Source organism: Synechococcus sp. MIT S9452 (genome assembly GCF_047304245.1).
Lineage (GTDB): Bacteria > Cyanobacteriota > Cyanobacteriia > PCC-6307 > Cyanobiaceae > RCC307.
In genome coordinates this window covers 1,071,912-1,092,251 of the sequence record NZ_CP138956.1, presented here as the reverse complement: position 1 = coordinate 1,092,251, position 20,340 = coordinate 1,071,912, and the positions used below count along the sequence as shown (strand labels likewise).

Below are 20,340 nucleotides of genomic sequence, written 5' to 3'. Positions count from 1 at the left end.
TGCTGGTGGCAACTCATCGAGGTTTCAGAAGCCATTCACCAGAGCAGAGGTGAGATCAGTAGCCGGGTTGGGCGCCTGGTGAGGTGAAGGGGCCATCGGAGACGTTCTCGAAGCTGACAGTGAGCAGCTCGTCTTTGATCAACTCCCCATGGCTATCGAGGAGCTCTGGGTGAATGGTTTTCAGGCCCGTGCGATCACGCATCAAGTTGTTGGCCCTTGGTTGTTGGGACCTGGCGCTCCAGCCTTGGCGCATCTGCATGAAGGCGCACCCCAGCAGGACGAAAAATGCGATCCCGTATAAAACAGCGAACATTCCAACCACCGCGGATCGATCAATGTTGGCGCGACCAATCAGCCGCTGTGGTTCGGTTTCCCCCTTCCAGGGTGAAACGCCTTAGGCGGCTTTCCTTTGAACTGCTCGCAACAACCGGCGCCATCTCGACTGCTTGGGCGGCAACTCAGCGGGCGTTGTCACCTCTTCTTCTGGCTGCACCAAGCGGATGGTCAGCGAGAGAGATGAGGCCTCATCTGTTGGGCTGGACTCAGCTGTGAGTTCAGTTTTTGGTGTGGTTTGTGGCTCTTGCTGTTGCGCTGGCTCAGGTGCGGTAGGAGCTGGCTTGGTTCCAGTTGCTCCTGGCCATGAGCCGCTCAGCAGGTAGCCCCGCACCATGGGGCTTTGCTCTGAGCTGTTCAGAGCCGCCAAGACAGCTGGGGGCAGCGCTCCCCATGGCCCCGCTTTGGCCTTTGCCTGCGGCGCCAGCATCCAGGGCTTGAAGCGCATCGAAGCAGCCGCTGATGAATGGTTCAAAACTTAGTTCTCCTGGTCTGTGTCTCTTGATGCAGGCGGTCAACCGCCTACCAAGGGGCGGGTTTCCAGCTTGAGCCTTCGCTTCAGCCGGCGTAGATCCTGATCAGCGAGATAGAGAGAACGATGTCCAGCTTGATTTCCGTTGTTGCCTTGATTGGCTTGATTTACCTGCTCAATAACCACCGCAAGCAGCTGCATGTTCACTAACTGGTGAGCTTGGGCTCTCAGAAACTTCTCAGCTGGCCATCAGCGAACAACCCAGCAAGCCGCCGCAAATCAGCGGAGAGTCGCTGCAACTTCAGGGAGCTGATGGCTTTCAGCGAGGTTCAACCATTTGACGACAGTCATCCGTTGGATGCACAGCAACTCAAAGCCACCAAGCGTGGAGTGGTTGTCGGAGCCATTGGCTTCCCCTTTGTTGCCTACAAGTCCCACACAAGTCAGGGAGTGGTCTTGGAGTCCAATGCCGATCTGATTGGCTTTGCGATGGGGGCCGCGTTCCTAGGGGCGTGGTTTGGATTGGGGTTTCTTTCCCCCGCCTTTTGGTTCCTTGAGCAAGCGGTTTTGAAGCTGATCGGCAGCGATTCGGCAGCGATGCGCCGTTGAACGAGTTGGGTGACTGAGCGCCGCTCTGGCGATGTGGAATCCTTTGCGGTGCTGTCACCTGGGAGTGGCGGCGCGTGAGCACGGGGAATGGCTGGGAGGCCTTCCCCTTTTCCTCAAGCCCAAGCATTCCTTGGCCAGACGCGCGGAACGCAGACCAGCACTGATGTTCTGGCTGGGTTTTGGGGCTCAAAGATGGCGACAGCCCACAAAAAGCGAGCCCACATCCAGCGAGCGCAGCAGACGGCCAGCGTTCCCTGTCAGAGGTCAAAGCTGCTGCAGTACAGGCAGCGCTCCCATGGCTGGCTGGCCTGAGGGCTCAAACGCTTGTTGAGGGGAGACCGTATTCACCACGCTGATGGAAACCATTGCCAGAACGGCGCCCAGCACGGCAGGGGGCAGAACGTTGTGAATCAATCGCTGCATGGGGAGTTCTCGTGAACCACCCATTCACTCTCTCCGCTGGCTCGGCTATTGAGCTGTAGAACGTCTCTGAATTCGCTGAGAATTGGGTGTAATCACGCAATCGATTCGCAGGCCGTTTCAGCCATTCCTGATGCTTGTACGTTTGCTCTATTGCTAGCAGTGGCCCTGGTCTGCGGCAGCCATAAAAAAGCTCTAAGGCATTAATTCGCTTAGCCGTACCCCGTGGTTCGGTTTTGAGTCTCGATCCCAGCGTGGTGCCCGATTTAGAGCAGGTGCATTGAACCAATCAGCTCATGAAACAAGCTCTCGCGATAACCGGAGTGGCCGCTGCCGCAACCTTCACCCTCGGTGGCCTGATGGTTGCCATGCCCGAACCAGCCATGGCCAAGGGACATAGGCATGCGCGTCCAGCGGCACCTCGCGCCCATCGTCACGCCAAGCATCACCACCATCAGCCTCGGCATGGCCGTCGTCATGTCGTGAACCTCACTGGTTCAGGAGCTGTATTTGCACCTGGTTTTGGCAGAGCCCCGGGGGGCTTAACGATCCGCTTCTGAGGTCAAGGCCCCCTGCCGAAGCAGGGGCCGTCTAATCAATATTTAGATTGCAGGAAACTTGATACGCAGAAGCACGAAACAAGCGCAGCAAGAACAATAATTGGGTCAATGCCAAACAGCGGATGACTGGCATTGGCATCACGTTTTGGCTCAGTTATTGCAACGGATGTCAGCAGAGTTTGATGACCAAACCCAGGCAATATTTCAGAAGCTTCCCCAAGAAAACTCGGAGTGATTTCGCGAACTTGCAGCACCTGCCTTACTTACGACTTTCAAGCTAAAGCGACGGTATTCAGGCGCACGCGATCGTTACATTCATTCGGCACAGCTGCGTGAAACATCCATCACCACTGGTGCAGGCGGGACATTGCTCAAAAAAAGCACCTACTCACGACCAAGCAGGTGCGGCCAACAACCCGGGAAATTCCCATACCCAGGAAGCATTACGACTCCCTGGCGGAGGACGGTCGAATGCTTGATTCAGTCCTACGAGCAGACGCCTTGAAAGCGCCTGAGCAGAAGCGCCGTTGCGGCATGCGTTGAACCGTTGCGAGCTGTAGACGAAAGATGAGTTCTGTCTCTGTTTGCTGGGATACGGCTGCTGGCCTTCCTGCATGCGCTTGGCATCATGCGCGCAAATTCAGCTGACCCATGCGCCCGCTGCTGTCACTTGCCGCTGCTGCATCACTGCTAGTTGTCCAGGCACCCGTCTCGGCGGAAGGCAACGCTGATGACATCGGGGTGATGAACGTCAGCCTTAAGGACAGCATCAAGCCTCGCTTTGGATTCCAGGGGCAGACGCAAGGTGCAGGTACTCCGAACGAGGTTGGTATCGGTGGTTTCCTGCCCATCTCAGTAGGCGATAACAGCGTTTTCTATGCCGATGTAGAGGCCAACGCCAACTTGGCTGACTTCTCGGGATACAGCTCAATCGTCAACACCCAAGTCGATGGCATCACGGTCAGCACCTCATCGCGTCTTGGCTACCGCTGGTTGAACGATGACCGCAGCTGGATGTTTGGCATCAATGCGGGATACGACAGCCGCCCGATGAACACAGGTGATGCCAAGCCTTGGCACCCGATCAAGCGGCGTTATCAGCACTTGTATCTGCCCTCTATCAAATACGCCAGGAACCCCAGAAGCGTGTTCTTCCAGCAGGTTGCTGCTGAGGTGGAAGCGGTCAGCCCGACGTGGAACTTTGGTGCTTATGCCTTGGTGCCTTTTGGCGATACCGAGCAGCGTCTGAATAGCCATTACCAAGGTGGTGCCTTGGATACCTACGGGCTTGATATTGGTTACTTCATCACCCCAGAGATCAACGCCTCCGTTGGTTACTACTACCAGCAGGGTGATGACGGTGCTGGAAACAGTTCAGGCGTCAAAGGTCGCTTGGCATTTGCTGTCGCTGATGATGTTGAGTTCGGCGGAACGTATACCTATGACGATGCTTTCAATGCACGTGCTTCTGCTGATCTAACGATTCGCTTTGGTGGTGGCAGCCATAAGGAGAAATCAAAAGAACAAGCAAAGGCTGAGGAACAGCCCCAGATCAAAGAGCTTTCAGCAACACCAAGCAATAGGGATGTAAGAGTGCACGATGAATGTGTGCCCTGCACTATTACTTGGTGGATTCAGAGAACATTACTTCCTGGAGATTTAAACACATGAGGCATTGTAATTTTGACCTTGAGGCCCCTGCGCAGGTTCAGCCTTTGAATGATTAATTACAACCCCACAGCTACCGGCGCCAAGCTTTCTGGTTTTGTGCATTAATGAAACACCTCCTCGCTATCACAATCGCAATGCTTCCATCGGCAGCCTTGGCTGAGCAGTTCACACCGCAGCAGATGGTTGATGTGATGACCAAGTCACCAAGCAATAGGGATGTGAGGGTGCACGATGGCTCCCTCCCCCCTTTGCTCCTCCCATTCCTTACGGCGGCACCATCAACCGGGCCCAGCTGCAACATGGCTTCCCAGTATGGGTGCCCCGGGGCAAAGTGAAACACCTCCTAGCTATCACAATCGCACTGCTTCTATCAGCAGTCTTGGCTGAGCAATTCACGCCTAAGCAGATGCTTGATGTGATGACTAAAACACCGAGTAATAGAGACCTGCGGATTCAAGATGGCTTGCAGGACCTACATGCTCTTCCGCTTAGTTCTAATGCCACGGGGATCACAAGAGGAGCGCCCGGCGTAAAGAGCGGTTTGAAGTAATAGGAGGGTGCTCTTCGCAGGGATGGACTAACCACTGAACTTCCACTTGGCGTCTGCAGGACTGGCAGGGCCTTTCTTGAGGTCGGTCGGCTCCTTATCGCTGATGCGCCAGCTGGATTGCCCAGCGCCTGCCACGTGGCCCCGAGCCTGAGCCGCACGACCTCAGCAAACACTGCTGAGCAGAGAATGCAATTGGACTTAGATCGCCGCGATTTCTTCAACCGTTTTATCTGCTAGACCCAAGCAATTCAGGCTCCTTCCTGACTTGCGGAAATCTTGCAAAGCCACCTGACTGGCCATAGCAATGACTGAATCCATATATGGAGTTGGAATCCCAGCTTTGGCTCCCAATGCAGAAAATGGGACTAATCCGTATGGCACATCTTCTGCTATGTAGCGAAAATTTCTAATCTGCTTAGCGGACAGATTCATGGGCGCTTTAACGGCTTGATAAGCAGGGTTATCTGCCAATGCTTTATGGATGGTAGTGGCAGAGTGCGAATATGATTTCTCCATCCATTGCAGCACGGTATCCACTTTAACTCCATAGGCTAAAGCAACATGTTCTTTCTCAAGGTCAAGCCCAAGGATTAGATTTGCGACGGCAAGTGATGCACCTTCTGTGTAGAAATAGAAGGGCTCGGCTGATTCTAAGCGTGCAAGATTTGTCAATGTAATAGCGGGATGAAAGAGCATCCCAATATTTTCTAGTGAAGTTTGCAGAACACTTTTCTGAATAGACCAGGATCCCGAGCCAATGTATTGACTCAGGAGATCGATTGCCGCATGAGCGAGTTGAGGGTCTTCCCCGGCTACCGATACCGTATTTTTTACTCCATAAGCCGTTGCCGTTGCTCCATTAATCCTGCATGCATAGAGAAGGGTCTGGCTTTCAAGAAGAGTGATTTTTTTAGAAATATTCGGCTTCTTGAGAATTTCTCTGGCTTCAAGCACTGCTCCTGTGCGCCCTGGGTGAAACATAAAGACATCGCCATCTTTCAGATACGGCGCAAATGTTTCCACGACTGCCGCATGAGAGAAGGCTGGGGTGTCGCAGATATAGAAATTGGAATCACGAGCTAGTTCCGCTGGATCTGTAGTCAGTAGATCAATCGTTGCAATCCCTTGAGGGGATATGTTTCCCTCTAGCTTGATCTGGTTGTTATTGCCCGCAATAATTGATAGCTCATGATCATGCCGATCATAGAGTGAGACTTTTGGTACACCAGCAAGTTTGGCATGGGCTGCCATGGTTACGCCCGCATTTCCTGCTCCGATAATGGCCAGTTTTAATGTACTTGTTGACATGCTGAACTGCCTTTTCCTTGGCAGTTATAGCCTTTTTTTGATGCTTTGCTCTTTGATTGAGCCAGGGTGTGATGGCTTTAACCGCTGAACTTCCACTTCGCATCGGTTGGGATGGCTGGCCCTTTCTTGAGGTCAGTCGGCTCCTTATCGCTGATGCGCCAGGTCGGAACCACACAGTCCTTGAAGTCGCCGTGTTGCAGCGTCACCGCTTCCTCGTGCTCGGCGTTGTCGGTCGCGTAGAACCCACTGCGCCACTCGCCACCGTCTAGGCCCCCTTTGAACCACACCCAAACCTTTGTGCGGGCGTAGCTCATGCAGATCTCTCGAAGCAGCTGACCCTACGGGCAAAAGCCTGCAATTCACCCATTTGGGGGAAGCGGGGAACCCTGTTCCAGAACGAGCTTGGAAGGGTTCAAGGAGGTCGAGCCATGACCCATTGGCGATTGCCAGAAAAAGGAACCACTCAGAAGCCAAAGAAGAAACCCTCGGGCTTTTTCGCTGCTATTGGTGCTGGCTTTCTTCTGGCCCTGTTGTATGTGGCCTCGGCCCAAACCGAGAAGGTAGCCATCAAGGAGTTCACCGTGCAAATGGATAGCGGTGAGTTCTATGACGGAGAGAAGGTCAAGCTGAACGTGACCCGTGAACCTGTCTGTGGCGCGGAGTCGTGGACCGGCCAAGGCATCAAAGGCGAGGGAATTCTCGAAATTCACAAGGGCGTTGAACCAATGCCGGTCATCGTTGAGCCGTGCATGACAGCGGGGCATTCTGTGACGCTCCCCGATGGTCGTGTTCTGCACCTGACTGACTCCAAGGGCTGAAGAGTGATGAAGTTCAACACACTCACGGGCCCGGCTATTGCTGCTGCCCTCTTGTTGGCAGCGGCTGGCTGCAGCGCAGTGCCGAAACCGTCGTCCACTTCGGAGATGACGCCGGAGCAGCGCGAAGAACAGTTGCTCACATCCAGAGCATGCGAGCTCGGCGCCACCGGCACGTTGACGTCATTGATCTGTGTCCATGAAGGAGCTGGTGCAGACCCCGGCCTTGCTCCTGATCCAAGTGACTTCAGGTTCTGATGGCTGAACGTGATCTCTATTGGCTCGTCTATTGGGATGGCCACAAGCACCACGTTGGACCGCATCGAGCGGAGACACGCCAACTAGCTGTGCGCCATGGCTTGGAACACGTCCCCGACATGACGTTGCTGGCCGTCATCAGTGATGAGATGAACCTGACCGTTCCGCAGATGTTGGAGCTGGCTGAGGTTTTGCCTCCGCCTGGGCCCCCGTTGATGAGGCCGCCTGAATGAAAAGACTGACTCTTGGGCGTGGTTCACGCATTCACGGCGCATTTGTCGCGCTGCTGATGACGCCTGCAGTGGTTGTGATGCTCGTGATGGCCTTCAGGGGCTGAATGAAAAGCCAGCTATGTCAGCCTTCCAAGCTTTTATTTTCCACTTGCCCTTCTGCAGGGCCTTGATGCGCTGATCCTGCCCTGAAAATGGTCTAAATGACCAAAAGCAGGATGTGTGGGCTTCCGCGGAAACCCCAAAACCCTTGGTGTAACTGACGCCCCCTGTTGGATTCGAACCAACGACCGGCTGCTTAGAAGGCATGAATTAGCCCAGTCGCGGCATGGGTTTTTGAGGCTGTGACTGAGTTGATGGATGAGGAGGGCGCCCTAGGGATTCCCTGAAAGTGGCGAAAATGGCCACGGAAATCAGGGCGTGTCCATTTCTGGAGCAACTGCCTGTTCACAAAGCAGCTGTTTCCTTCCGCGCCATTTCTTCAGCCCACAGGCAGCTTCAGCAAATCGCGCTGCAAGACGGCCAGGCTCCCGCCAAGCGCCACCACACCTGCGCCCAAATCTTCCTTAGCAATCAGCGCTACAGCGGGCCAGGTCCAAGTGATCCGCGAAGGCGGTCTGCATCCACTCGTCCATCCCGTTCCCTAAGTCTGGCGAGAGTGTTCGCCCTAGGTATCGGGAGCGTTTCACCCGGCTAAAAACTGAGGCTCGCCAGGATCGACTTCCGCTTATTCCGTGACGCTTGGGACCCGATTGCGGGGAGTCAAGACTGGCGGGCCAGGTCTCTTTGGAGATTGCTGGGAATGGCACTTTCAAGGGATCCGCTGCACCCCATGCCGGCGTGATGGTGAAGCCATGAACCTTCCACTGCCACCACCGCCAAGCCAGAGGTGTTTCAGGCTGAGACGCGGCTGACCCCGTGACACAAAGACAGGCGTCCTGTTGTGAGACCCGTCTTGGACTCCTGCGACGAGATTGAGAAGGTAGCCCGAAGGGCGTACACCTCACACACAACCATTTGGCTCCGTGCACAGGCGGGGCCTTTTTTATTGCCCGACAAACGCGCTGAGCTTCTGGCCTAATAGCTGCATGCGCTGGGGAACGGTCAGGAGGCTTGAAGGCACTTTCTGCAGAAGCCTCGACTCAGCCTTGGCAGATAGCAGGGCATGCACTGTGACCCCATCCAATGTGGTGTAACTCCAAACGTCTGCCGGGTCGGCCAGGGTGTTGACGCTGATCTTGCTTCCGTCGCGCAGCAGGAATTTCGACATCAATGCTCGGCAATGGTCCATGAGAACTCATGGGGTGCTGGACTCGTGATGAGATGTGTGGGCTTGCGGAATAGGCGCGATTGCCCCTTCTAGGTGGGACGCAAACCCGAACCCCGTTGTGCGGTTTCAGGTATCGACTGTGCTCAGCCAGAGGCGTAGAACAAGGTCAGTCGAGAGAAAGAAAAATGTCTGCACTAAAAATCATTCGCAAGCGCGCCAAGAAAGCCATCAACCTGGAAGCTGCTCGCAACCTCATGGCCCGTCGTCAGCTTGCTGGTGCTTGAAACGCTTTCGCCCAAGCGCGGAACACTGAAGGTGCTTATTGGTTGGCGGGCTTTGAGTCCGCTTTTTTGCGTATAAATCCAGTCTTGCCAGTGCTTTTCAGGCCTTGTGAGCAACCTCACAGCTGTTGGTGAGGCAGGTCAGCGCTTGGGCTATTGATTTCTCAGATGGTTGGTTCATTGAGAGGGGAGACCCTCCACCGCTTCCAAGTCATGACCGGTCTGACCTGCTGCTGCTGCGCCTTGGCTCTTGCACTTGGCATCTCTGCTGCTGCGACTCCTGAAGGCCATAACCCCGTGCGCGCTTATGCGGTGGCAGCTGCACTTGAGCGCTGATCTACCAGCTGATGTGGCGCAAGCTCCTTGAAGGCCATCAGCAGATTGAAGAATCCCAGCCTTTCCTGCGTGTTGTTGAGATTGGTTTTGCTTGAGCAGGGAAGGACTAGGAATAGATGCAGTCGAGCTGCTGCCATGGTCACGCTTGATGAGTCAAATTCCTGTATCCATCAGCAGCATCTGAGGTGCAGGCGGAGTTTGCTGGACTGCAGCTGGATTGTTTCTGGTCCAGTGACGGGGAAGCTAAAGCTGCACCCTCCGCAGAGAGTGGCAGCATGCGACAAGGGATTTAATTCATGAAAAATATCAATTTCCTCGCATTACTTTCAAGGAAAGTATTATCCTTGAGGGCGCCAATAGTGGCTCGTGCCAATGATGCCTCGAGGACTTAGTTATTCCTTTTCAATTGCATAAGTCATGTCAATTGAGTCTCTAACTATTGAGCAGCTCCAATCATTAGAGCTTTTTCGCAATCTCGAACCTGCTGATTTAGATAAAATACTGGAACGTCACTTTTGCATTTCAATTTCCGAGAATCAGGTCTTGGTTCAAGAGAGTGATTGGGGTGAAACACTTTTTTTGATTCTTGACGGTATCGCAAAGGCGCGATGCTTCAGTCCTGATGGTGAAGAAGTGGTTTTATCGCTGCTTGGTGCTGAGGATGTTTTTGGTGAAATGGCTTTACTTGATGAGGAGCCACGATCAGCTGATGTGATTGCATTAACACCGCTTAGCTATGTAAAGCTCTCTGGCTCTTGTTTTCGACGGTTGATGTTGAGTCGTGGGGCTTTGGCTATAGGTATTGCCCGCTTACAAGCTCGTCGTCTTCGCGCAATGAATCGGCGCTTTGCAGTGCATGCGGCAGATGCCACAACTCGATTGTTAAATGCATTGATTGAACTGGCCTCTTGCGCCGGAAAACGTGGAGATCCCATGTCAATGATGCCCTTGCTGGCCCAAAAAGAACTGGCGGTACTTGCTGGACTTTCTAGAGAAACCACCTCGCGTACATTGAGCAAGTTAAAAGAAAAGGGTTTGCTTGAAATCAATGAAAGTGGTATGCGGCTCCTTAGCAGAGAACAGCTAGAAAGGCGATGCCTGCTGTGAAATGAAATTGATTTTCCCCAGGCTCAGGTAATCCATAAGTTATAGCCCAATACCTATTAGCCAGATCGATGACTTTCACTGGGTCCTATTTTGTTTTTTAGATGCCGCTCATGCGTGCCCTCGGTTTTGATCGCCATTGATTACGGGCGGGATTACCGCAGGCCAAGCTCTTTTGAAGAAGAGTCATGACTTGTGAGCAACATCACAGCTGCTGGTGAGGCAGGTCGCCAGGTGAACCGTTGATTCATCCGATGGTTGGTTCATCGAGAGGGGAGACCCTCCACCGCATTTAGATCCATGCCTCATTACAGGGACTGGTTTGCTGTCGAAGCCAGCAAGGCAAGTGCTTATGTCGACGAGGATGTCGATGGCTTCATGAAGCTCGGCGACATCAAAGGCGAATTCGCTAGCAAAGCTGTTATCCATCCCAACTACCGCCCGACCAATGGCTCACAAGACGTTGGCTCATGGACACTTCAGGACAACACCTTCCGTGGCCCTAAAACTGATGAGGTCGGTTGGGATGTTGGACCTGTAGGCGATGCCGCAGAGAACTTTGCTGGCGCTTACTCCAATTCGCTTGGCGGCGTTAAAGCTGACGCCTTAACCAACGGCGGCCACGAGGGTTTCTCCGAGGTTGAGATTCATTATGTCGGTCCAGTCAATCAAACCGCAGATGTCTGGACGACAGGCCCTGTCACCAGCATCAAGAACACTGCCCCCTCCGACTACAACCACGGCAAACGATCGAATTGGGATGTGATTTGCGATATCGGAACGTCAATCAAGCAAGACGGAATCGACCTGCAGAGCGATGCTTTGGTGCAACAGGTCAACGACTTCGCAGGATTGATCAACCCCGACTCGATGCGGCCTGCTGAGTTCTTCAGTCACAACCCGGAATGGTTCGCTCCTGGCAGCGCCGTTGAATCGCTGGCTTCCAACTCCAACCAGATGTTCAGCCCCATCAGCGGTGAAGGAGTCTTCGCGCAGCGAGACGGTCTTGGTGCAACCGCCAGCGTGATCGTCGGCGATAACCACTTCTGATTGGAGCTGACCGAATGCCGGGGAGCCTGATTCCTACGGGCTTAGAGCCATACAAAACCCAGACGGGAAAGGCAGGGCAGCAAAAGCGGGCTGATCAAACCCCCGGCAGAACAATCCACGGCCCCTGCTTCGGTGGGGGCTTTTTGATGCCGTTGAACCGCAATGGTGACGCTGAACTACGGCTTCTGACCTTCCTGCCTGAAGTCGGCAACATTCGCGCAGCCTTTGTTTCAAGCAAGTTCAGGCTGGGTCAAGTTCACCACTTTGGAGAGCAAAACCCTTGACCTGGCTTGGTTTTTCTAGACGCCCCCTGTTGGATTCGAACCAACGACCGGCTGCTTAGAAGGCAGCTGCTCTATCCAGCTGAGCTAAGGGAGCAGACCCTCCAATCCTGCCAGTGAAGCTGCTTAGATTGGAGGGCTGTGAAAGCTCCCCAATGGCCCCGGCCCGCCTAAGCGACAGCCAGAAGCAGGAGCTGGTGAGCCAGTTCAAGGCCGGCGTGACTGCGGCGGCGCTCGCTGAGGCGTTTGGCTGCAGCCCCAACACGGTGAGCCGCACCGTGAAAGCTCTGCTCAGCCCCGAGGAGTACGACAGCCTCAAGCAGAAGCGCAGTGGCCGCGGTGCTGCGCCTGCTGTTGCTGCCCAGAAGGACGACGAGCCCAAGGAAGAAGCAGCAGCCAAAACCGAGGCCGCCCCAGCTGCTGCTTCCCCAGAAGCGGAACTGGAAGCCGATGAGCCGCTGGAGGGCAGTAGCTCGTTGGCCCTTGATGACGCCGATGATTTTGGCGCTGATGACAGCGACGAAGAGCTCGATGAGCTCAGCGACGACGACAGCGCTGCTGAAACGTTTGTGGCGATTGCCCCGCTTCCCGGATTGGGGGTGATCGATAGCGGCGCTCCTTGCGTCAGCAAGCCTTTGGTGGATGGCAGCTTGCCTGCCACGGTGTATTTGCTGGTCGATCGCGACGTGGAGCTCAAAGGCACTCCGGTTAAAGACTTCAGCGAGCTGGGTGCTGTGGCCGCTACCGAGATGGAGCAGCAGGCGATTGCGCTGTTCAGCAACCCCCGCCAGGCCAAGCGTCAGTGCGGCCGCAGTCAGCGGGTGATCAAGGTGCCGGATTCCGGTGTGTTTGGCCGCACCGCGCCGTTCATCCTGGCCCAGGGCATTAGCCGCATCGTTTTAGAAGGCAGCCTCTACGCCATTCCTGGCGCCTGAGTTAGCGCCGCAGCAGCGCGGCAACGCTGCCGCCGCTGAACACGCCGCAGACCAGGGCAATGCCCACCACGAAGCCTGTGGGCAGTGGGGCGCTTTGGCCAAAACCAAGCTGGAGTTGTTCGCGCTGGTTGAGGTTTTGGCTGCCCAGACACAGCATCACCAGCAGCAGCAACGAGCTGACCACAGTTCCGGTGAGCAGGCGAAGGCGCAGCAGCATCTAGGCGGTTGGAGATTGCTTCAGTCTGCCGCGCTGTGCAGCAGCGCATAGAGCTCACGCCTGGAGTGGCCGCTGCGGCTGGCCAATTCACGGGCGGCATCGGAGGCGCTGAGGCCTTCTGCCTGCAGCTGCTGCAGTTGGGCGCGCAGGGCATCGGCATCCCAGGGCTCCGGTTCGCTGGCGGGAGCGCCGCCGAGCACCAGGGTGCATTCGCCTTGGGGTTTGCAAGTGCTGAAGTGCTGCAGCGCTGCAGCCAGGGTGGGGCCCACGTGCTCCTCGTGGCGCTTGGTGAGCTCGCGGGCCACCTGCACCGGCCGCTCAGCTCCGCACTGCTCGATCAGTTCTTTGAGCAGCTGCAGCAGGCGGTGCGGCGCTTCATAGAGAACGCTGGTGCGCTCCTCTTGGGCGATGGCCGCCAAGCGCTGCTGGCGCTCACGCCCTTTGGACGGCAGAAAACCTTCAAAGCAGAAGCGCCCACTCGGCAAGCCGCTGCTCACCAGGGCTGTTGTGGCCGCGCATGGCCCTGGAATGCAAATCACCGCATGTCCTGCCGCGCGAGCGGCCGCCACCAGCTCTTCTCCGGGATCGCTGATGCCCGGCAGGCCGGCATCACTGATCAGCGCCAGGGCTTCGCCATCAGCCAGGGCCTGCAGCAGTTCAGGGATGCGCTGCTGCTGGTTGTGCTGGTGAAAGCTGATCAGCCTTTGCTGGATGCCGAGGCCATGCAGCAGCAAACCGCTGTGGCGCGTGTCTTCGCAGGCGATGCGGTCCACAGCCGCCAGCAGCTGCTGGGCCCGCGGCGAGAGGTCGCCGCGGTGGCCGATCGGTGTTCCCACCAGATAGAGAACCCCGGGGCTGGGCTCCTTCACAATGGCGCTCGCCTGTGATGAATCCATGATGCCCACCACCGAAGCCATCCTTGCGGTGCTGCGGCGTCTGGTTTGGGAGTCGGCCGACATCCTGCGGGCCTATGCCCGCTCCGAGCAGCCCCCCTTTGGCTATCCCCCCGCCTTGAGCGTGGATAACGGCGGCGAAGGCCCGGTGAGCGCGGCGGATCTGGCGGTGAATCAACACCTGCTCGATGGCTTCCGCAGTGCTTTTCCGGATGCCCCTTGGACCCTGCTCAGCGAAGAAACCGCTGCCGAGCAGCTCACCGCCGGGGAGCCGCTGGATGCCGAATGGCTCTGGATCCTCGATCCGCTCGATGGCACCAAGGATTTCCTGCAGGGCACCGGCGAGTACGCCGTGCATCTGGCGTTAGTGCACCACCAACGGCCGGTGCTGGGGGTGGTGCTGCAGCCCGAGCGGGAGGAGGTGTGGTTTGGCCTGGTGGATGAGAAGAAGGCCTGGTGTGAAACCCGCGATGGCACGCAGCGCCCGGCACAGCTCAGCAGCCGCGCCCAGCGCTCTGATTTGGTGCTGGTGGCCAGCCGCAACCACCGCGATGAGCGGCTCGAGCGATTGCTGGAGGCGTTGGCTTTAGGCGACACCAAGGCGATTGGCAGCGTTGGCGGCAAGGTGGCCACGATCCTGCGCGGTGAGACCGATGTCTACATCTCCCTGTCGGGCCGCAGCGCCCCGAAGGATTGGGACATGGCGGCTCCAGAAGCAGTGCTGCTGGCTGCAGGTGGTGCCTTCAGCCACGCTGATGGCGCGCCCTTGCTCTACAACGACGGCGATGTGCGTCAGGCCGGCTGCCTGATCGCTAGCAATGGAAAAGCCCAGGCCGAGCTCTGTGAGCTGGCCCGGGCTTGCCTGGCGGAGATTGATCCAGGCTTTGTCGTTTAGGCCTCGCCGATCGGCAGGATCACGGTGGGCTGAGGATCGGAGCCGTCCTGGGGCACACCGCGCAGGGTGAGGTTGATGCGGCCGCGGTTGTCGATCTCGCGCACGCGAACGCGCACCTCATCGCCAACATTGACCACGTCTTCCACCTTCTCGACCCGTTGATCGGAGAGCTGGGAGATGTGGATCATGCCTTCCTTGCCAGGCAGGATTTCGACGAAGGCACCAATCGGGATCACGCGGGTGACCTTGCCATCGAAGTACTCGCCCTCGCTGACGCGGCGGGTGAGGCCCTCGATGATCTTTTGGGCTTCCTCAGCAGCAGCACCGTCGTGGCTGGCCACGGTGACGATGCCGGTGTCTTCAATGTCGATCTTGGTGTTGGTGCGCTCGGTGATGCCCTTGATGGTGCGGCCGCCGGGGCCGATCACGGTGCCGATCAGTTCCGGATCGATGCGGAAGCTGAGCAGGCGCGGGGCATGGGGCGACATGGTGTCGCGGGGCTTATCAAGCGCCTCGAGCATCTTCTCGAGGATGTGCAGACGGGCCGGGCGGGCCTGGGTGATGGCCTCACCGATGGTCTTCATGGCCAGACCGGTGATCTTCATGTCCATCTGCAGGGCGGTGATGCCCTTTTCGGTGCCGGCCACCTTGAAGTCCATGTCACCGAGGAAGTCCTCGATGCCTTGGATGTCGGTGAGCACGCGCACGTCGCTGCCTTCCCGGATCAAGCCCATGGCGGCACCGGCCACTGGGGCGGCGATCGGTACGCCGGCATCCATCAGCGCCAGGGTGCTGCCGCACACCGAACCCATGGAGGTGGAGCCGTTGGAGCTCAGCACCTCAGACACCACGCGCAACACGTAGGGGAAGGATTCCTTTGGAGGCAGCACGGGGAGCAGAGCCCGTTCTGCCAAGGCGCCGTGGCCGATCTCGCGGCGACCAGGGGAGCGCATCGGCCGGGTTTCACCCACCGAGTAGGGGGGGAAGTTGTAGTGGTGCAGGTAGTGCTTCTCGTTGGACGGGTTGAGGTCGTCCATCTCCTGGGCATCGGAGGGGGTGCCGAGGGTGGCGGTGGAGAGCACCTGGGTGAGCCCGCGCTGGAACACACCGGAGCCATGCACGCGTTTGGGCAGCACGCCAGCGGCAGCACTGATCGGACGCACCTGATCGAGGCTGCGGCCATCAACGCGCTTGCCGTCTTTGACGATCTGGGCGCGCATCATTGATTTGGTCAGCGCCTTGAAGCTGTTGCCCAGCAACTTGCCGTTGCTGCTGACAGCGGCGCGCACCGCATCGGTCTCTTTGAGGGCAGCGATGGCCTCAGCGGCCTTGGCCTTAATGGAATCGAGCTGGCTATCGCGCTCGGCTTTGGTGAGCGTGAACTGGGAGAGCACCGCACCGATGTCCTTGGTGCACTGCTTGGCCAGGTAGTCGGGAACGGTGGTGTCTTCCTCGGGCTTTTCGGGCACCACTTGCTCGATGCCCAGCTCAGCGATCGTTTCTTTCTGGTGGCGGATCAGCTCGAGGACCGCTTCGTAGCCGAAGTCGATCGCCTCGATCATGTCCTCTTCCGGCAGCTGCTGCGCGCCGGCTTCCACCATCACCACACCTTCGGCGGTGCCGGCCACCACCAGGTCGAGCTCGGAGCGCTCGATTTCGCGGTAGCTGGGGTTGAGGATGAAGTCGTCACCCAGCAGGCCAACGCGCACGGCCGCCATCGGTCCGTAGAAGGGGATCTTGGCCAGCAAGGTGGCCAAAGAAGCGCCGGTCACAGCCAGCACATCGGGCGGGACGCGCTCATCGACCGACATCACGGTGGCCACGATCTGCAGGTCGTCGCGCATCCAGCTGGGGAACAGCGGACGGATCGGGCGGTCGATCAGGCGGCAGGCGAGGGTGGCGCGCTCAGGTGGGCGGCTCTCGCGGCGCATGAAGCTGCCGGGGATGCGGCCAGCGGCATAGAGGCGCTCCTCGTAGTCGCAGGTCAGGGGCAGAAAGTCGATGCCTTCGCGGCCGTTGGCTCGGGTTGCCGTGACGAGAACCGCGGTATCACCACATTCGATCAAGACGCTGCCGCCGGCCTGGGGCGCATAGCGGCGCGTCGTCAGTCGGATCTCCCTTCCATCAAAGGAGATCGACCGTGTTTCACCTTGCACTGGCTCTTATGTCCTGGTTGCTGTCATCTTTCATCTTGCCATCCAGGCCCCGCTGCTGACCGCGCGGCTGCCGATCTGCAAGCGGGCGGGCTGCTGCACGGCTTTGGTTAGGCAGCTGGTGTAGTCCGCATCGCTGAGTTCAAAGCAGCCAAAGCGCTCCAGATGGGGATTGCTGAGCTGCACATCAAACAGCTCAAAGCCGCCTTGGTGCAGGGCACGTTGCAGCTGCACCAGCACCACGTTGGAGGCATGGGGCCGGCTGTGGAACATCGATTCACCGATCCAGCAGCGACCGATGGCGAGCCCCAGCTGGCCGCCGGCTAGGCCGTGCTCATCCCAGGCCTCGATGCTGTGGGCCCAGCCAAGGCGATGCAGCTCTTGGTAGATCGCCCTTAATTCGAGGCTGATCCAGGTGCTGGGTCGATCGGCGCAGCCATCCACCACGGCGGCAAAGGCGCTGTTGAGCCGCAATTCAAAGCGGCCAGGCCTCAGCTGGCGCTTGAGCGAGCGGGGCACATGGAAGCGCTGATCAAGGGGAATCAGCGCCCGTTTGCGGGCACGAAAAAGGCCGAGAGCCCGATCGGGGCCCTCGGCCATGGGAAACCAACCGGCGGCATAGGCCGCCAGTAGGTCGTTCACCAGCTGGACTTGACCACGCCGGGCAGCAGGCCTTTGTGGGCGCGCTCACGCAGCTGGTTGCGGCACAGGCCGAAATCTCTGTAGACACCGCGGGGCTTGCCGGTTGCCCAGCAGCGGTTGGTGATCCGGGTAGGGGCGCTGTTACGGGGCAGCTGTTGAATCTTGCGGTGGATTTCCAGCCGCTCCATCGGATCAGCAGCGTTGGCGAACGCCTCCATCAGGGCCGATCGCTTGGCGGCGAAGCGCTCCACCATTTTTTTGCGCTTCACATCCCGCGCGATCATCGACTTCTTCGCCATGCGGCAGCCCGGATTGGAATCAGGAATCCGACAGCATAAACGATGGGTTCAGTTGCCCATCAGCTGACGCACCAAGCTCAGCTGGCTGGTGTCTTTGACGATCAGCACAGCGCTGAGGCCCAGGAGCAGCACCAGACCCGATTGCATGAAGGCCATCTGAATTCGCTCGGGCAGGGGCCGGCCGCGCAGTCCTTCGATCAGCAGCAGCACGAACTGGCCGCCATCGAGCATGGGCAGGGGCAGGGCGTTGAGCACCGCCAAGTTGATGGAGATCAAGGCGGTGAACAGGAACAGGCTGGAGCCGCCTTGCTCAGCCAGCTGGGCTCCCATTTCCACGATCTTCACCGGCCCTGACACTTGAGAAGCGGTTTCACCGAAGTTGGTGATCAGGGTCCAAAAACCGTCGATGGTGCGGGTCCAAATCGCGGCGAAGTCGCGATTGGCGCGGCTGATCACCTCCAGCGGATTGGCGGGGCGGCGGAAGTTCTCCACCCCAGCGGGCTGCAACTGAGCTCCAATGCGGCCGCTACCGCCCAAATCAGCAGGAATCATCGGCACGCTGAGGGTTTCGCCCTGGCGCTTGATTTCCACCTGCAGCTCTTGGCTCGGGGAACTTTTGACGGCATCCACCAGGGTTTGCACGGCGCTGCTGCCGCCACCGAGGGGTTGGCCATTGAGGCCGATCAGCGTGTCGCCTGGCTCAAGCCCTGCTTGGGCCGCGGCTTGCTCGGGCTGCACGCCGGTGACGAGCACACCACCGGTGGCGCTGAAGCCCGAGGGGATGCCCACCACCAGGCCCTGACCCACCAACACCACCCAAGCCAGGATCACGTTGGCGATCACACCAGCGGCGATCACCAGGGCGCGCTGGGAGAGGGGCCGGTTTTTGAGTAGATCGGGATCGCGCGGGTCGATGTCGTTATCGGGTTCGTCTTCTGGGAAGGCCACAAAGCCGCCCAGGGGGATCAGCCGCAGGGCGTAGAGCACGCCATTGCGCTGCTTTTGCAGCAGGGCTGGGCCAAAGCCCACGTTGAAACTGGTAACCCGGATGCCCTGGCTAACAGCGGCCAGGAAATGGCCTGCTTCGTGCACCACCACCAGCAGCGCGAGGATTAATAGCGCTGAAAGCACCCCCACAAGCTCACCTCAAGTAGAGGGTCATTGTGGCGTGAGTCGTTCACGACCGAAGTACGGCACCAAAGCGGCAGGCAATTGGATGCTGCCGTCGGGCTGCTGACCGTTCTCCAGCAGGGCAGCCATGGTGCGGCCGATCGCCAGGCCACTGCCATTGAGGGTGTGCAGCAGCTGGGTGCCTTTGCCCTCTTTGAAGCGAATCGCCGAGCGCCGCGCTTGGAAATCACCGCAGGTGCTGCAGCTGGAAATTTCCCGGTAGGAGCCAGCTCCCGGCAGCCACACCTCCAGGTCGTAGGTGCGGGCCGCGGAGAAGCCCATGTCGCCGGTGCAGAGCTCCAAGCGGCGGTAGGGCAGCTCGAGGGCTTCCAGCACCGCTTCTGCATCGCGCGTCAGTTGCTCATGGGCCTCAGCTGATTTATCCGGGTGGCAGAACCAATAGAGCTCCACCTTGTTGAACTGGTGCAGGCGAATCAGGCCGCGGGTGTCGCGCCCGTAGCTGCCGGCTTCGCGGCGGAAGCAGGGGGTGTAAGCGGAGTACTTGAGCGGCAGCTGTTCAATGGCAATCACCTCATCGCGATGCAGCGAGGTGAGCGGCACTTCGGCGGTGGGGGTGAGCCAGAGGTCGTCGTCGGCGCAGCGGAAGCTTTCTTCAGCGAATTTGGGCAGCTGGCCGGATCCGGTGAGGCTGGCGCTGTTCACCAGGATCGGCGGCATCACCTCGGTGTAGCCCTTGGTGCTGTGCAGATCGAGCATGAAGCTGATTAGGGCGCGCTCGAGCCGGGCGCCATCGCCCATCAAGGTGATGAAACGGCTCTGGGCAATGCGCACCGAGCGCTCGGTTTCAAATAGGCCGAGGCGATCAGCCAGCTGCCAGTGCTCTTCAAGGTCTTTGCCCTGGCGCGGATCGCCCCAACGCTTCACCTCAACGTTGTCGGCCTCGCTTTTGCCATCGGGGGCATCGGCCGAGGGCAGGTTGGGCAGGGCCAGCAGCTGCTCGCGCAGCTTGGCTTCCAGACCCTTTTCTTCCTCTTCCAGCACCGCCACCTGCTGCTTGATGCGGTTGCCCTTCTCGCGCAGGGCCTTCACCTCATCGCTGTCAGGGGCAGCACCGCCTTTGATCAGCATCCCCACCTCTTTGCCGGTGCGGTTGCCTTCAGCTTGCAGATTGCTGCGCTGCTCCTCGAGGTCGCGCTCTTGTTTGGCGATCAGCTGCAGCTTGGTGAGGTCCACCTCCATGCCTCGCCGGCCCAATTGCTGGCTAATCAGCTCAGGGTTGTCGCGCAGCAGGCGCTGATCCAGCACGGCCTCAGGGCAGGTGGGCGGAGCTTACGAGGCAGGTGCTTCAGAGCACCTGCACCACTTCACTCACCTCGGGAATGGCTTCACGCAGCTTGCGCTCGATGCCCATCTTCAAGGTCATGGTGCTGCTGGGGCAGGAGCCGCAGGCGCCCTGTAGGCGCACCTTCACGATCGGTCCGTCGATCTCCACGACTTCCACATTGCCGCCATCAGCCATCAGAAAAGGGCGCAGCTCATCGAGTGTGCGCTCCACGTTCTCCAGGGTCAGAGCCTGGGGATCATTCGTGGCGGCCGCGGTGTCGGTGGTCATGGCAGCAAGCTGTTA

General features: G+C 58.4%; 25 protein-coding genes and 1 tRNA gene. 10 read left to right on the top strand and 16 right to left on the bottom strand.

The window, feature by feature from the left end:
* Positions 1–55: 55 nt before the first annotated feature.
* Positions 56–313, bottom strand: coding sequence for a DUF2973 domain-containing protein (locus SIB46_RS05640; RefSeq protein ID WP_413297540.1), 258 nt, complete (start codon positions 311–313; stop codon positions 56–58).
* Between the two features lie 355 nt (positions 314–668).
* Here SIB46_RS05640 and SIB46_RS05635 point away from each other — a divergent pair, with 355 nt between their 5' ends.
* Entirely contained in the window at positions 669–815 is a 147-nt protein-coding gene (locus tag SIB46_RS05635; RefSeq protein ID WP_413297539.1) for a hypothetical protein, read from the top strand.
* A 302-nt stretch (positions 816–1,117) separates the two neighbouring features.
* Positions 1,118–1,414, top strand: coding sequence for a hypothetical protein (locus tag SIB46_RS05630; protein ID WP_413297538.1), 297 nt, complete (start codon positions 1,118–1,120; stop codon positions 1,412–1,414).
* A 264-nt stretch (positions 1,415–1,678) separates the two neighbouring features.
* On the opposite strand, the gene SIB46_RS05625 is transcribed toward SIB46_RS05630, so the two are convergent.
* From SIB46_RS05625 to SIB46_RS05615, 3 genes are all read right to left on the bottom strand, one after another.
* The gene (locus tag SIB46_RS05625) at positions 1,679–1,837 is read right to left on the bottom strand and encodes a hypothetical protein (protein WP_413297537.1); all 159 of its coding nucleotides are present in this window, start codon (positions 1,835–1,837) and stop codon (positions 1,679–1,681) included.
* A 263-nt stretch (positions 1,838–2,100) separates the two neighbouring features.
* The gene (locus tag SIB46_RS05620; RefSeq protein WP_413297536.1) at positions 2,101–2,301 is read right to left on the bottom strand and encodes a hypothetical protein; all 201 of its coding nucleotides are present in this window, start codon (positions 2,299–2,301) and stop codon (positions 2,101–2,103) included.
* 128 nt (positions 2,302–2,429) lie between these two features.
* Positions 2,430–2,648 (bottom strand): hypothetical protein, encoded by a 219-nt coding sequence (locus SIB46_RS05615; RefSeq protein ID WP_413297535.1) that lies wholly within the window; start codon positions 2,646–2,648, stop codon positions 2,430–2,432.
* Between the two features lie 397 nt (positions 2,649–3,045).
* On the opposite strand from SIB46_RS05615, the gene SIB46_RS05610 reads away from it, so the two are divergent.
* The gene (locus SIB46_RS05610) at positions 3,046–4,065 is read left to right on the top strand and encodes a carbamoyl-phosphate synthase (protein ID WP_413297534.1); all 1,020 of its coding nucleotides are present in this window, start codon (positions 3,046–3,048) and stop codon (positions 4,063–4,065) included.
* Between the two features lie 748 nt (positions 4,066–4,813).
* Here SIB46_RS05610 and SIB46_RS05605 read toward each other — a convergent pair.
* A complete protein-coding gene (locus SIB46_RS05605; RefSeq protein ID WP_413297533.1) occupies positions 4,814–5,923 on the bottom strand; it encodes an NAD/NADP octopine/nopaline dehydrogenase family protein in 1,110 nt (369 codons plus the stop codon).
* Between the two features lie 77 nt (positions 5,924–6,000).
* Positions 6,001–6,237 (bottom strand): hypothetical protein, encoded by a 237-nt coding sequence (locus tag SIB46_RS05600; protein WP_413297532.1) that lies wholly within the window; start codon positions 6,235–6,237, stop codon positions 6,001–6,003.
* Positions 6,238–6,351: 114 nt separating this feature from the next.
* Between SIB46_RS05600 and SIB46_RS05595 the strand changes: the two genes are divergently transcribed.
* Together SIB46_RS05595 and SIB46_RS05590 are read left to right on the top strand one after the other, a co-directional pair.
* Positions 6,352–6,741, top strand: coding sequence for a hypothetical protein (locus SIB46_RS05595; protein ID WP_413297531.1), 390 nt, complete (start codon positions 6,352–6,354; stop codon positions 6,739–6,741).
* A 254-nt stretch (positions 6,742–6,995) separates the two neighbouring features.
* Positions 6,996–7,229, top strand: coding sequence for a hypothetical protein (locus SIB46_RS05590; RefSeq protein WP_413297530.1), 234 nt, complete (start codon positions 6,996–6,998; stop codon positions 7,227–7,229).
* Positions 7,230–8,271: 1,042 nt separating this feature from the next.
* On the opposite strand, the gene SIB46_RS05585 is transcribed toward SIB46_RS05590, so the two are convergent.
* Positions 8,272–8,496, bottom strand: a complete 225-nt coding sequence (locus SIB46_RS05585) for a hypothetical protein (protein WP_413297529.1) — start codon at positions 8,494–8,496, stop codon at positions 8,272–8,274.
* Between the two features lie 494 nt (positions 8,497–8,990).
* Between SIB46_RS05585 and SIB46_RS05580 the strand changes: the two genes are divergently transcribed.
* From SIB46_RS05580 to SIB46_RS05570, 3 genes are all read left to right on the top strand, one after another.
* Entirely contained in the window at positions 8,991–9,113 is a 123-nt protein-coding gene (locus SIB46_RS05580) for a hypothetical protein (protein WP_413297528.1), read from the top strand.
* 417 nt (positions 9,114–9,530) lie between these two features.
* Positions 9,531–10,220, top strand: coding sequence for a Crp/Fnr family transcriptional regulator (locus SIB46_RS05575; protein WP_413297526.1), 690 nt, complete (start codon positions 9,531–9,533; stop codon positions 10,218–10,220).
* Positions 10,221–10,595: 375 nt separating this feature from the next.
* Complete coding sequence (locus tag SIB46_RS05570) at positions 10,596–11,267, top strand: hypothetical protein (RefSeq protein WP_413297525.1); 672 nt, start codon at positions 10,596–10,598, stop codon at positions 11,265–11,267.
* Positions 11,268–11,571: 304 nt separating this feature from the next.
* Here the strand turns inward: SIB46_RS05570 and SIB46_RS05565 are convergent.
* Positions 11,572–11,645: transfer RNA gene (locus SIB46_RS05565), tRNA-Arg, on the bottom strand.
* Positions 11,646–11,703: 58 nt separating this feature from the next.
* Between SIB46_RS05565 and SIB46_RS05560 the strand changes: the two genes are divergently transcribed.
* Positions 11,704–12,483, top strand: a complete 780-nt coding sequence (locus tag SIB46_RS05560; protein ID WP_413297524.1) for a helix-turn-helix domain-containing protein — start codon at positions 11,704–11,706, stop codon at positions 12,481–12,483.
* A gap of 1 nt (position 12,484) precedes the next feature.
* Here the strand turns inward: SIB46_RS05560 and SIB46_RS05555 are convergent, their stop codons facing one another.
* Positions 12,485–12,700 (bottom strand): hypothetical protein, encoded by a 216-nt coding sequence (locus SIB46_RS05555; RefSeq protein WP_413297523.1) that lies wholly within the window; start codon positions 12,698–12,700, stop codon positions 12,485–12,487.
* Positions 12,701–12,720: 20 nt separating this feature from the next.
* Positions 12,721–13,596: a 16S rRNA (cytidine(1402)-2'-O)-methyltransferase gene (gene rsmI, locus SIB46_RS05550; RefSeq protein ID WP_413297522.1), complete on the bottom strand. Its 876-nt coding sequence runs from the start codon at positions 13,594–13,596 to the stop codon at positions 12,721–12,723.
* On the opposite strand from rsmI, the gene SIB46_RS05545 reads away from it, so the two are divergent.
* A complete protein-coding gene (locus SIB46_RS05545) occupies positions 13,595–14,488 on the top strand; it encodes a 3'(2'),5'-bisphosphate nucleotidase CysQ (RefSeq protein ID WP_413297521.1) in 894 nt (297 codons plus the stop codon). The genes rsmI and SIB46_RS05545 overlap by 2 nt on opposite strands.
* On the opposite strand, the gene SIB46_RS05540 is transcribed toward SIB46_RS05545, so the two are convergent.
* From SIB46_RS05540 to SIB46_RS05515, 6 genes are read right to left on the bottom strand one after another with little or no spacing between them, the layout of a single operon-like run.
* Positions 14,485–16,644, bottom strand: coding sequence for a polyribonucleotide nucleotidyltransferase (locus SIB46_RS05540; RefSeq protein ID WP_413297520.1), 2,160 nt, complete (start codon positions 16,642–16,644; stop codon positions 14,485–14,487). The two genes, SIB46_RS05545 and SIB46_RS05540, sit on opposite strands and share 4 nt — an antisense overlap.
* A 30-nt stretch (positions 16,645–16,674) precedes the next feature.
* Positions 16,675–17,283 (bottom strand): leucyl/phenylalanyl-tRNA--protein transferase, encoded by a 609-nt coding sequence (gene aat, locus SIB46_RS05535; protein ID WP_413297519.1) that lies wholly within the window; start codon positions 17,281–17,283, stop codon positions 16,675–16,677.
* The gene (gene rpsN / locus SIB46_RS05530; RefSeq protein WP_413297518.1) at positions 17,280–17,582 is read right to left on the bottom strand and encodes a 30S ribosomal protein S14; all 303 of its coding nucleotides are present in this window, start codon (positions 17,580–17,582) and stop codon (positions 17,280–17,282) included. Before rpsN ends, aat begins: the two co-directional genes overlap by 4 nt.
* 48 nt (positions 17,583–17,630) lie before the next feature.
* Positions 17,631–18,719: an RIP metalloprotease RseP gene (gene rseP / locus SIB46_RS05525; protein WP_413297517.1), complete on the bottom strand. Its 1,089-nt coding sequence runs from the start codon at positions 18,717–18,719 to the stop codon at positions 17,631–17,633.
* 21 nt (positions 18,720–18,740) lie between these two features.
* Positions 18,741–20,018: a serine--tRNA ligase gene (gene serS / locus SIB46_RS05520; protein ID WP_413297516.1), complete on the bottom strand. Its 1,278-nt coding sequence runs from the start codon at positions 20,016–20,018 to the stop codon at positions 18,741–18,743.
* Positions 20,019–20,058: 40 nt separating this feature from the next.
* Positions 20,059–20,325, bottom strand: coding sequence for a NifU family protein (locus SIB46_RS05515; protein WP_011934966.1), 267 nt, complete (start codon positions 20,323–20,325; stop codon positions 20,059–20,061).
* Between the last annotated feature and the right edge of the window lie 15 nt (positions 20,326–20,340).

Bases quoted from the DNA above. Each gene is read 5' to 3' on its own strand.
- SIB46_RS05605 (WP_413297533.1), bottom strand. From the start codon at position 5,923: ATGTCAACAAGTACATTAAAACTGGCCATTATCGGAGCAGGAAATGCG.
- SIB46_RS05515 (WP_011934966.1), bottom strand. From the start codon at position 20,325: ATGACCACCGACACCGCGGCCGCCACGAATGATCCCCAGGCTCTGACC.
- SIB46_RS05585 (WP_413297529.1), bottom strand. From the start codon at position 8,496: ATGTCGAAATTCCTGCTGCGCGACGGAAGCAAGATCAGCGTCAACACC.
- SIB46_RS05570 (WP_413297525.1), top strand. From the start codon at position 10,596: ATGAAGCTCGGCGACATCAAAGGCGAATTCGCTAGCAAAGCTGTTATC.
- SIB46_RS05640 (WP_413297540.1), bottom strand. From the start codon at position 313: ATGTTCGCTGTTTTATACGGGATCGCATTTTTCGTCCTGCTGGGGTGC.
- SIB46_RS05575 (WP_413297526.1), top strand. From the start codon at position 9,531: ATGTCAATTGAGTCTCTAACTATTGAGCAGCTCCAATCATTAGAGCTT.
- SIB46_RS05620 (WP_413297536.1), bottom strand. From the start codon at position 2,301: ATGCCGAGGCTGATGGTGGTGATGCTTGGCGTGACGATGGGCGCGAGG.
- rpsN (WP_413297518.1), bottom strand. From the start codon at position 17,582: ATGGCGAAGAAGTCGATGATCGCGCGGGATGTGAAGCGCAAAAAAATG.
- SIB46_RS05610 (WP_413297534.1), top strand. From the start codon at position 3,046: ATGCGCCCGCTGCTGTCACTTGCCGCTGCTGCATCACTGCTAGTTGTC.
- SIB46_RS05545 (WP_413297521.1), top strand. From the start codon at position 13,595: ATGATGCCCACCACCGAAGCCATCCTTGCGGTGCTGCGGCGTCTGGTT.
- SIB46_RS05630 (WP_413297538.1), top strand. From the start codon at position 1,118: ATGGCTTTCAGCGAGGTTCAACCATTTGACGACAGTCATCCGTTGGAT.
- SIB46_RS05590 (WP_413297530.1), top strand. From the start codon at position 6,996: ATGGCTGAACGTGATCTCTATTGGCTCGTCTATTGGGATGGCCACAAG.
- SIB46_RS05625 (WP_413297537.1), bottom strand. From the start codon at position 1,837: ATGCAGCGATTGATTCACAACGTTCTGCCCCCTGCCGTGCTGGGCGCC.
- rsmI (WP_413297522.1), bottom strand. From the start codon at position 13,596: ATGGATTCATCACAGGCGAGCGCCATTGTGAAGGAGCCCAGCCCCGGG.
- SIB46_RS05580 (WP_413297528.1), top strand. From the start codon at position 8,991: ATGACCGGTCTGACCTGCTGCTGCTGCGCCTTGGCTCTTGCACTTGGC.
- SIB46_RS05595 (WP_413297531.1), top strand. From the start codon at position 6,352: ATGACCCATTGGCGATTGCCAGAAAAAGGAACCACTCAGAAGCCAAAG.
- SIB46_RS05600 (WP_413297532.1), bottom strand. From the start codon at position 6,237: ATGAGCTACGCCCGCACAAAGGTTTGGGTGTGGTTCAAAGGGGGCCTA.
- SIB46_RS05555 (WP_413297523.1), bottom strand. From the start codon at position 12,700: ATGCTGCTGCGCCTTCGCCTGCTCACCGGAACTGTGGTCAGCTCGTTG.
- SIB46_RS05635 (WP_413297539.1), top strand. From the start codon at position 669: ATGGGGCTTTGCTCTGAGCTGTTCAGAGCCGCCAAGACAGCTGGGGGC.
- SIB46_RS05560 (WP_413297524.1), top strand. From the start codon at position 11,704: ATGGCCCCGGCCCGCCTAAGCGACAGCCAGAAGCAGGAGCTGGTGAGC.